The organism is Methylobacterium sp. WL119 (assembly GCF_008039875.1).
Classification (GTDB): Bacteria; Pseudomonadota; Alphaproteobacteria; order Rhizobiales; family Beijerinckiaceae; genus Methylobacterium.
In genome coordinates, this window is the sequence record NZ_VRUU01000145.1 from 1 (window position 1) to 9371 (window position 9371).

9 protein-coding genes are annotated in these 9371 nt (G+C 73.6%); 5 read left to right on the forward strand and 4 right to left on the reverse strand.

From position 1 onward, the window contains the following. Positions 1-273: 273 nt before the first annotated feature. The gene (phaR, locus tag FV227_RS26530) at positions 274-882 is read right to left on the reverse strand and encodes a polyhydroxyalkanoate synthesis repressor PhaR (RefSeq protein WP_147860289.1); all 609 of its coding nucleotides are present in this window, start codon (positions 880-882) and stop codon (positions 274-276) included. 315 nt (positions 883-1197) lie between these two features. On the opposite strand from phaR, the gene FV227_RS26535 reads away from it, so the two are divergent. The 3 genes from FV227_RS26535 (at position 1198) to FV227_RS26545 (ending at position 4740) form a co-directional block, all read left to right on the forward strand. Continuing rightward, positions 1198-2379 carry an acetyl-CoA C-acetyltransferase gene (locus FV227_RS26535; protein WP_147729163.1) on the forward strand — a complete coding sequence of 394 codons (1182 nt, stop codon included), beginning with the start codon at positions 1198-1200 and terminating at the stop codon, positions 2377-2379. A 188-nt stretch (positions 2380-2567) separates the two neighbouring features. Beyond that, the gene (phbB, locus tag FV227_RS26540) at positions 2568-3296 is read left to right on the forward strand and encodes an acetoacetyl-CoA reductase (RefSeq protein WP_147729164.1); all 729 of its coding nucleotides are present in this window, start codon (positions 2568-2570) and stop codon (positions 3294-3296) included. A 286-nt stretch (positions 3297-3582) separates the two neighbouring features. Next, entirely contained in the window at positions 3583-4740 is a 1158-nt protein-coding gene (locus FV227_RS26545) for an HD domain-containing phosphohydrolase (RefSeq protein ID WP_147860290.1), read from the forward strand. A gap of 151 nt (positions 4741-4891) precedes the next feature. Here the strand turns inward: FV227_RS26545 and FV227_RS26550 are convergent, their stop codons facing one another. Then, the gene (locus FV227_RS26550; RefSeq protein WP_147860291.1) at positions 4892-5794 is read right to left on the reverse strand and encodes a DMT family transporter; all 903 of its coding nucleotides are present in this window, start codon (positions 5792-5794) and stop codon (positions 4892-4894) included. A 106-nt stretch (positions 5795-5900) separates the two neighbouring features. On the opposite strand from FV227_RS26550, the gene FV227_RS26555 reads away from it, so the two are divergent. Both FV227_RS26555 and FV227_RS26560 read left to right on the forward strand, forming a co-directional pair. Beyond that, on the forward strand, positions 5901-6794 hold the full coding sequence (locus tag FV227_RS26555; RefSeq protein WP_147729849.1) for a LysR family transcriptional regulator: 894 nt from the start codon (positions 5901-5903) through the stop codon (positions 6792-6794). A 120-nt stretch (positions 6795-6914) separates the two neighbouring features. Beyond that, positions 6915-7817 carry an EamA family transporter gene (locus FV227_RS26560; RefSeq protein WP_147860292.1) on the forward strand — a complete coding sequence of 301 codons (903 nt, stop codon included), beginning with the start codon at positions 6915-6917 and terminating at the stop codon, positions 7815-7817. A gap of 124 nt (positions 7818-7941) precedes the next feature. On the opposite strand, the gene FV227_RS26565 is transcribed toward FV227_RS26560, so the two are convergent. Continuing rightward, complete coding sequence (locus tag FV227_RS26565) at positions 7942-8376, reverse strand: cupin domain-containing protein (protein ID WP_147730017.1); 435 nt, start codon at positions 8374-8376, stop codon at positions 7942-7944. A gap of 324 nt (positions 8377-8700) precedes the next feature. Continuing rightward, positions 8701-9371, reverse strand: a 671-nt coding sequence (locus FV227_RS29345) for a hypothetical protein (RefSeq protein WP_187274961.1), incomplete at its 5' end; no start/stop codon positions are given.

Genomic DNA, 9371 nt, shown 5'->3' on the forward strand with positions numbered 1-9371 from the left:
CCGCGCCGGCTCCCGCGGCTCGGGCGCCTGCGGCCGCACGGTCGCCCGTACCGTCCCGACACGCCCGATTGTCCCGATCTGCATCATCGCCCGCATCTCCCGGCCCGGTCGGGGCCGGCGCTGCAAAGGTGGGGCCGATGTTAACGGTTCGTCAACCTTTTATCGGCACGCGCCTCTCCCCTCCCCCGCACCCAAGTCGGGCCTGCCCGACCTGGGCACACGGGGTGCGGATCTCGGGCAAGCCCGAGATCCGTCGGGGGCGGGAAGAGATCCCTACTTCTTCGCCAGCGCCTCGAGGCGCTCCTGCATCGCCAGCATCTGGCGCTTGAGGTCGTCGAGGTCGCTGCCGGCGGCGGCGGCGGCCGGCGCGGGCGGGGCGGCCTGCCCGGCATGGGTGCCGGCGTTCGTCACGCCGGGCGGGGTGAAGCCGGTGAACATCTTCATGGCGTCGCCGAAGAAGCCCATGTTGGCCCGCACCTGCTGCTCGATGGCGCTCTGGAACGCCGACGAGCCGAATCCGGTCGAGAACTTCTCGCGCAGGCCGTCCTTGTCACGCGCGAAGTTCGCCATCGAGAACTCGAGGAAGCTCGGCACCATCGTGCGCATGCTGTCGCCGTAGAAGCGGATCAGCTGGCGCAGGAACGCCACCGGCAGGAGGTTGTCGGCGCCGGCCTTGTTCTCCTGCTCGAAGATGATCTGCGTCAGCACCGAGCGGGTGATGTCGTCGCTGGTGCGCGCGTCGTAGACGACGAAGTCCTCGCCGTTCTGCACCATCGTCGAGAGGTCCTCGAGGGTGACGTAGGTCGAGGTTCCGGTGTGGTACAGGCGCCGGTTGGCGTACTTCTTGATGACGGTCTGTTGTGCCTTGACGCTGTCCGCCATCTCTGCGGCCTCTCCCCGATCGCGCGACGACCACGGCCGGGCCCCCGCCGCCGGGAGCCGCCCACGCGCCGATCTCGACCTTAAGGCTTTCAGCCGGCGACGAAAATAGCAATCTGGCGCCTTTTCCCGCGGAATAATGCTAATTCCCGGCGCGTCCCGGGTCGCCCGAGCGAGCAGCCGCCGCCCGCCGAGCGTCACGCCCGGCGGTTCAGCCTTCTTGACTTCGATCGAGCGAGGCCCTTCATCCGGGGGAACGGCATTTTCGAGCGCGCGATCTCCAAGACGCGCCGGCCGACCACGAGGAGAACGTTTCAGATGGCAAGCGAAGACATCGTCATCGTCGGCGCGGCGCGCACGGCGGTTGGTTCGTTCGGCGGCGCCTTCAACACGGTGCCCGCGCACGAGCTCGGCAAGGTGGCGATCAAGGCCGCCCTCGAGCGCGCCGGCGTCTCCCCCGACGACGTGGACGAGGTGATCTTCGGCCAGGTGCTCACCGCCGGCGCCGGCCAGAACCCCGCCCGCCAGGCCGCCATCGCCGCCGGCATCCCCGAGAAGGCCACCGCCTGGGGCGTCAACCAGGTCTGCGGCTCGGGCCTGCGCACCGTCGCCATCGGCATGCAGCAGATCGCCAACGGCGACGCCACCGTCATCGTCGCCGGCGGCCAGGAGTCGATGTCGCTCGCCCCCCACGCGCAGTACCTGCGCGGCGGCCAGAAGATGGGCGACGTCAAGCTCGTCGACACCATGATCAAGGACGGGCTCTGGGACGCCTTCAACGGCTACCACATGGGCACCACCGCCGAGAACGTGGCGCAGGCCTTCCAGCTCACCCGCGAGCAGCAGGACCAGTTCGCCACCCGCTCGCAGAACAAGGCTGAGGCCGCCCGCAAGGAGGGCCGCTTCAAGGAGGAGATCGCCCCGGTCACCGTCCAGGGCCGCAAGGGCGACGTGGTCGTCGACACCGACGAGTACATCCGCGACGGCGCGACGGTGGAGGCGATGGCCAAGCTGAAGCCGGCCTTCTCCAAGGACGGCACGGTGACGGCCGCCAACGCGTCCGGCCTCAACGACGGCGCCGCCGCGATCGTGCTGATGTCGGCCTCGGAAGCCGAGCGCCGCGGCATCACCCCGCTCGCCACGATCAAGTCCTGGGCCACCGCCGGCGTCGACCCCAAGGTCATGGGCACGGGCCCGATCCCGGCCTCGCGCAAGGCGCTCGACAAGGCCGGCTGGAAGCCCGCCGACCTCGACCTGATCGAGGCGAACGAGGCCTTCGCCGCCCAGGCGCTCGCGGTGAACAAGGACATGGGCTGGGACGACGCCAAGGTGAACGTCAACGGCGGCGCCATCGCCATCGGCCACCCGATCGGCGCGTCCGGCGCCCGCGTCCTCGTCACCCTGCTGCACGAGATGAAGCGCCGCGACGCCAAGAAGGGCCTCGCCACCCTGTGCATCGGCGGTGGCATGGGCGTCGCCATGTGCATCGAGCGCGCGTGAGCCACAGCTCTCCGGAGCCGAAAATCCGGCTTTAGGCCGGACGCAAAACATTTCGCGTGCGGACGCCATCCGCACGCGGCATGACGGCACCATCCGCGGGCCGGAGGCGACGCCCGTCGCACCCGGCCCGATCGCGACCGAGAACACGTTCAAGAAACTGGAACACGTTCAAGAAACTGGAGGAAACCATGGCTCAGCAACGCGTCGCCCTCGTCACCGGCGGCACCCGCGGCATCGGCGCGGCGATCTCGAAGGGCCTGGCGGCCAAGGGCTACAAGGTCGCCGCCAACTACGGCGGCAACGACGAGGCGGCTCAAAGCTTCAAGGCCGAGACCGGCATCCCGGTGTTCAAGTTCGACGTCGGCGACTTCGCCGCCTGCGAGGCCGGCATCAAGGCGGTCGAGGCCGAGGTCGGCCCCGTCGACGTGCTGGTGAACAACGCCGGCATCACCCGCGACGGCCTGTTCCACAAGATGACCTTCGAGAAGTGGCAGGCGGTCATCAAGACCAACCTCGACTCGGCCTTCACCGTGACCCGCCCGGTGATCGAGGGCATGCGCAACCGCGGCTTCGGGCGCATCATCCTGATCTCGTCGATCAACGGCCAGAAGGGCCAGATCGGCCAGGCCAACTACTCGGCCGCCAAGGCCGGCGTGATCGGCTTCGCCAAGGCGCTGGCCCAGGAGAGCGCCGCGAAGGGCATCACCGTCAACGTGATCGCGCCGGGCTACATCGCCACCGACATGGTGATGGCGGTGCCCGAGGACGTGCGCAACAAGATCATCTCGACGATCCCCGTCGGGCGGCTGGGCGAGGCCGAGGAGATCGCCCGCGCGGTCGAGTACCTCGCCGCCGAGGATTCGGGCTTCATCACCGGCTCGACCCTGACGATCAACGGCGCCCAGTACATCGCCTGAGCGACGGCGCGGGGGGCCGCCCGGGTCCCCCGCCCGGACCGGGTCCGCGGCCGCCCGACGCTTCCCGCCCCGGCATCGCCGGCGCGATCGGGCACCGCCGCCGGCTGCGGATGCGGCGGCGGGACGCAGGGGGGGGGGTTCTAGCCGGATCTGCCCGTCGCGGTGCCTATAGGCCAATGCACGCCGGCCGCTTTTTGCGCGCTCAACCCGCGATTGCTTTAATCGCTGGTGAGGAATCAGGCCCATGATGCGCGAAAGGGCGGATCGCGGGCGGCGAAGCACATCCATGAAGACGATCCTGGTCCTCACCGATCAGCCCGAGCGCGGCCGGAGGCTCGCCGGGCAGCTCCGACCGCTCGGCGAGCCGCTGGTGATCGACCTGCTGGATCCCTACCAGTCCCGGAACGCGCCCGACCTGTCCCAGGTGGTCGCCGTGGTCGGCGACGCCTCGCTGGCCCATTCGCAGCAGGTCTCGGGCCTGCACCGGTACATGCACCGGCTCGGCCCGGGGCGCGTCCCCTTCCTCTGCGTCCTCCACGAGGACACGCCCCGGGCGCACCTGCAGGCGCAGGCCCTCGGCGCGACCCGCACGCTCCGCGCCGACGCGGTGCTGCGCGAGCTCGTGCCGGCCCTGCGCGCCGTCGTGCCGGCGCCCTCGGTCGACGCGCCGGCGCCATCGCCCGCACCGGACGCCGCGCTTCCCTCCGCGCCCCCTTCCGCGCCCGACGGCGGCCGGACCGCGGTGCGGGCCGCCATCGCCGAGGCCGACACCGCGCTGACGCGGATCTTCGACCTCGGCCGCGCCGGCCGCGCCCCGGCCCCGGCGATGGCGGCGGCGGGCGCGGACCTCGTGGTCGGCGCCCTCAACAAGGCCGACATCCGCGGCTGGCTCGACGTGGTCTGGCGCTTCGACGACGCGACGCACCAGCACTGCCTGCTGGTGGCCGGCCTCGCGGCGGGCTTTGCCCGGCAGCTCGGCCTGCGCACGCAGGATTGCCGCGACCTGACCCAGGCCGCGCTGCTGCACGACCTCGGCAAGGCCCGCATCCCGCTGGCGATCCTCAACAAGCCGGCCCGCCTCGACGAGGCCGAGATGGCGGTGATGCGGACCCATCCGGTGCTGGGCATCGAGATGCTGCAGGGCCAGGACTACCCGGCGGCGATGCTCGCGGTCGTGCGCTCCCACCACGAGGCGCTCGACGGCTCGGGCTATCCGGACGGGCTGACCGCGCGGCAGATCCCCGACCTCGTGCGCCTGATCACGGTCTGCGACATCTACGGGGCGCTGATCGAGCGGCGGCCCTACAAGCGCCCGCTCTCGGGCGAGGCCGCCTACGACCTCCTCCGCGGCATGACCGGCAAGGTCGACCCGGATCTCGTCAACGCCTTCAAGCCGATTGCGGAAGCCGTCGGCAGCACCATCGCCAGCGCGAGCGCCGCCTAACGTCTCTGCCCCGGGCGAACCGATCGACGCGGATCGCGTCGGCTCGACCTGCACGATGCGTGAGTGCATTGGGCCGGCGAGGGAAGGCCCCGCGCCGCGTCCGGTCGCGCGACAGGCGGCGTGAGCCCGCGCGATCGCCCGACGGACAACGTCAGGCATGACGCTTGGCCCCGGCCACGCACAGGACGACCACGGCGGTGGCGAGCAGCATGCCCGGCGCCACGGGCTCGTGCAGCAGGAGGCCGGCCAGCGCCAGGCCGAGGAACGGCTGCAGCAGCTGGAGCTGGCCGACGCCGGCGATGCCGCCGAGCGCCAGCCCGCGATACCAGAACACGAAGCCGACGAGCATGCTGAACACCGAGACGTAGGCGAGCGCCGCCCAGGCCGGCCAGCCGACGTCCCACGCCTCCGGCAGGGTCGCGAGCGCCAGCGCGAGGGTGACGGGCAGCGACAGCACCAGCGCCCAGGAAATGACCTGCCAGCCGCCGAGCCGGCGCGACAGCGCGGCCCCCTCGGCGTAGCCGAGGCCGCAGAGCAGGATCGCGGCCAGCATCGACAGGTCGCCGGCGAGCGACCCGGCCCCGCCCTGCGCCAGGGCGAAGCCCGCGACCGCGAGGCCGCCGAGGCCGGAGAACAGCCAGAAGGCGGGCCTGGGCCGCTCGCCGCCGCGCAGCACGCCGAACACGGCCGTCGCCAGCGGCAGCAGGCCGAGGAAGACGATGGAATGGGCCGTCGTGACGTGCCGAAGCGCCAGCGCGGTGAGCAGCGGGAACCCGATCACCACGCCGAGCCCGACGATCGCCAGCGGGCCGAGGTCGCGCCGCAGCGGCCGCGGCGCGCGCAACGCCAGCAGCAGCCCCGCCCCGAGCAGCCCCGCGATCGCGGCGCGGGCCGCGGTGAGGAACAGCGGCGCGAAGCCGGCCACCGCCACCCGCGTCGCCGGCAGCGAGGCGCTGAAGATGAGGATGCCGAGGAGCCCGCTGCCCCAGCCCGCATGAGTCGCCCGGGCCGGGATCGTCGATGTCGAATTCGTCGGTTTGAGGATCGTCCGCATCGCGTTCGCCGTCCCGCCGGCCGCTCCGGCTGCGCCCGCGCCTTGACAACCACCGCCGCCCCATGCCGTCAAATGCCCGAAACCTCGCTTTTCATGCGAATCGGGCATGATGAACCCCGCCCATCTCGACCTGTTCCGCGCGGTGCTGCGCCATGGCGGCATGACGCGGGCGGCCGAGGCGCTCGGCATCGGACAGCCGCACGTGAGCCGCGCGGTCGCGCAGCTCGAGCGCGACCTCGGCTTCCCGCTGCTCCTGCGCGGGCACGGCAGCGCGGTGCCGACCGCGGAGGGCGAGGCCTTCGCCCGCGAGGTGGAGCGCACCTATGCCGGGCTCGACCACCTGCGCGAGGCCGCCCGCCGCATCCGCGAGATGGGCACCGGGCCGCTGCGCATCGCCTGCCAGCCGTCGCTCGTCGCCCGCCTGCTGCCGCGGGCGATCGGCCGCCTCCGGGCGGCGCATCCCGAAGCCCGGGTCGCGGTGCACGTGCCGGCGCCGGACACGATCTGGTCCTGGGCCGCCTCCGGCCAGTGCGATCTCGGCCTGGTGCGCCCGCGCTCCGGCCATGCGGGGGTGATCGCCGAGCCGTTCCTGACGGTCGACGCGGTCTGCGCCCTGCCCCGGCGCCATCCGCTGGCGGGCGGGCGCGCGATCACGGTCCAGGACCTCGCCGACGTGCCGCTGATCGCCGGCGCGCCCGGCGACTTCCAGCAGGCGGTGGAGGCGGCGTTCCGCGACGCCGGCCTGGCGCCGCGCTTCGGCCCGACGGCGCAGTACACCGCCGCCCGCTGCGGCCTCGTCGCCGAGGGTCTGGGGCTGGCCATCGTCGACCCGGTCGCCGCCCGCGACCTCGCCCTGCCGATCGTGCTGCGCCCCTTCCGCCCCCGCATGCCGATCGCGACCCTGCTGATCCGCCCGGCGAAGCCGCCGGGCCTCCTGGCGGAACGCCTGATCGGCTTCCTGCACGCGGCGCGCGACGCGGACGGCTTCTCGGCGGGGTGAGGGAGATGCGTGGTTCCGGGATGCCGTCCGACCGGGCCTGCCCCGCGCCAAAACCCCGTTGCCCTCGCCCGCGGGTCCGTGGGAGAGCGGAATCCCTTCCGCGATCACGGGTCTCGCGCGATCTCCTCCTCCTCCGCCACCCTCCTCGGCTGCGGCGCGATCCTGCTGTGGTCGCTGCTGGCGCTGTTCACCGCGGCGTCGGGGGCGGTGCCGCCGTTCCAGCTCGCGGCGATGACGTTCGCGCTCGGCGGCCTCGTCGGCTGCGCGAGCTGGCTGTCGCGCCGGGGCGGGATCGCCGCCGGCCTCGCGTCCCTGCGCCAGCCCTGGCCGGTCTGGGCGCTCGGGGTCGGCGGGCTGTTCGGCTACCACGCCCTGTACTTCGCCGCCCTGCGGCTGGCGCCGCCGGCCGAGGCCGGGCTGATCAACTATCTCTGGCCGCTGCTGATCGTGCTGTTCTCGGCGCGGCTCCCCGGCGCCGGCGGGCTGCGGCCCGGCCACCTCCTCGGCGCGGTGCTCGGGCTCGCCGGCGTGGTGGCGCTGTTCCTCGGCCGCGGCGACCTTCGCGGCGGCGCTGCGGGCTTCCTCTCGGACGCGGCCTTGCCGGGCTATGCGGCCTCGCTCGCCGCGGCCTTCGTCTGGGCGGGCTACTCGGTGCTGTCGCGCCGGGTCGGCGCGGTGCCGACGGATGCGGTCGCCGGCTTCTGCCTCGCCACCGCCGCGCTCAGCCTCGCCTGCCACCGCGCCTGGGAGGTGACGGCGTGGCCGGCGGGCGCGCTGCAATGGGGCGCCGTCGCGGCCCTCGGCCTCGGCCCGGTCGGGGCGGCGTTCTACCTGTGGGACATTGGCTGCAAGCGCGGCGACATCCGCCTGCTCGGCGTCGCGGCCTACGCCGCGCCGGTGCTCTCGACGCTGATCCTCGTCGCCGCGGGCTACGCCGCCGCGACCCCGGTGCTCGGCCTCGCCTGCGCGCTCATCGTCGCCGGGGCGCTCGTCGCGCTGCGGGCCTCGCGCCGCGGGGCGTGAGCGGAAGCGGCGTCGCGTCCGCATCGACGATCGGCGGCGCCGCCTTCCCTCTCCCGGCCCGCGGTGCGATGGGCGAGGGGATGCGCGGCCGTCGTCTCGGCGGCCCGGCCCGGACGCGCCCGGGTCACCGCGGCGTCGGGCGCCAGTCAGGCGGGGCCATCTCGAAGCCGGCGAAGTCGAAGGCGGGGGAGACCGTGCAGCCGACCAGCGTCCAGGCACCGAGGCTGGTCGCCGTCTGCCAATGGCCCTCGGGGACCACCAGCTGCGGCCGCTGCCCGCGCGCCAGGTCCGGGCCGAGATGGTGGGCGGCGGCGTCGTGGCCGTTCGGGCTCACGGTCAGCACCAGCGGCGCACCGGCGTGCCAGTGCCAGATCTCGGCGGCGTCGACGCGGTGCCAGGCCGAGACCTCGCCGACGTCGAGCAGGTAGTAGATCGCGCTGCCGACCGAGCGGCCCGCGACCAGGCTCGGATCGCGGAAGGTCTCGCGGTAATGCCCGCCCTCCGGGTGGGGCCGAAGCCCGAGCGCCGCGATCACCCCGGCCGCCGTCATCTCCGCCATGGTTCCTCGCATCCTTCGATCAGGCTCGGTCCGGGGACCGTGGTGGCACATTCAGCACGCGCTTGCCTCGGCCGAAAAGGCTGTCGCACCCGCGCCTCGTGCCGGCGAGGCGCGGATCCCCTCTCCCGTTCGGGAGAGGGACAGGGCGAGGGGACAGGTCTTTCCGGCGAGGTCGCACCCCTCACCCCAACCCTCTCCCGGACGGGAGAGGGGGCCGTCCCGCACCGCGAACGAGCCATCCGGGGCCGTCCTGCGGAGATGCGCGCACGACAACCCGCGTCAGGCGCGGGAAGAACGCGGCGAGCCTCCGCCAGAACCCCGCGCCTACTCGGCGATGGCGCCCTGCGGGACGTGGAAGCCGGGCGGGGCCTTCGGGGCCGCATCCTTGCGCGGCGCGGGTTTCGCCGGCCTCCGCGCGGCCGCTTTCGCCGGTTCCTGGCCGGCGCCGCTCGGGTCGGGCGCGCCGTCCGCCGGCCCGGCTTCCAGAGCGTTCCCCTTGGCGTTGCCCTTGGCGTTCCCCCTGCCCGCCCCCCTGCCCGCCCCTTGGCCGTTCCCCTTGGTCCCGCGTGCAACCACCGGCGGCGCGGCGACGGCGGGCGGGTCGATGCAGGCGCGGAAGGCGAGCGCGGCCAGCGGGGTGCCGTCCTCGGCGACGATCGGCAGCGGGTCGGGCAGGTCCGGCAGGCCGTTCTCCCAGCGGATCGGGGCGCCGAGCTGGGTTTCGAGGGCGGCGGGGGCGGGCCCGCGGCGCAGCGCCGTCAGGTCCGGCCCGTAGGCGGTGGCGGGCTTGGCCGCGATCACCACCTGCAGCACCTGGCTGGTTTCCGGCGTCAGCGGCCGCAGCGGGTTCGCGATGCTGGCGCGGCCGATCCGCGTCACCACCACGTCGAAGCCCTTGGCGCCCTCGAAGCGCGCCGCCCGCGCGCCGCAGGGTTGCAGCACCGCGAGGTCGGCGGCCGGCGTCGGCGGGGCCGGCTCGGGAGCGGGGGCAGGGG

Coding starts and splice junctions, on each gene's coding strand:
- phaR (WP_147860289.1), bottom strand. CDS start 882: ATGGCGGACAGCGTCAAGGCACAACAGACCGTCATCAAGAAGTACGCC.
- FV227_RS26535 (WP_147729163.1), top strand. CDS start 1,198: ATGGCAAGCGAAGACATCGTCATCGTCGGCGCGGCGCGCACGGCGGTT.
- phbB (WP_147729164.1), top strand. CDS start 2,568: ATGGCTCAGCAACGCGTCGCCCTCGTCACCGGCGGCACCCGCGGCATC.
- FV227_RS26545 (WP_147860290.1), top strand. CDS start 3,583: ATGAAGACGATCCTGGTCCTCACCGATCAGCCCGAGCGCGGCCGGAGG.
- FV227_RS26550 (WP_147860291.1), bottom strand. CDS start 5,794: ATGCGGACGATCCTCAAACCGACGAATTCGACATCGACGATCCCGGCC.
- FV227_RS26555 (WP_147729849.1), top strand. CDS start 5,901: ATGATGAACCCCGCCCATCTCGACCTGTTCCGCGCGGTGCTGCGCCAT.
- FV227_RS26565 (WP_147730017.1), bottom strand. CDS start 8,376: ATGGCGGAGATGACGGCGGCCGGGGTGATCGCGGCGCTCGGGCTTCGG.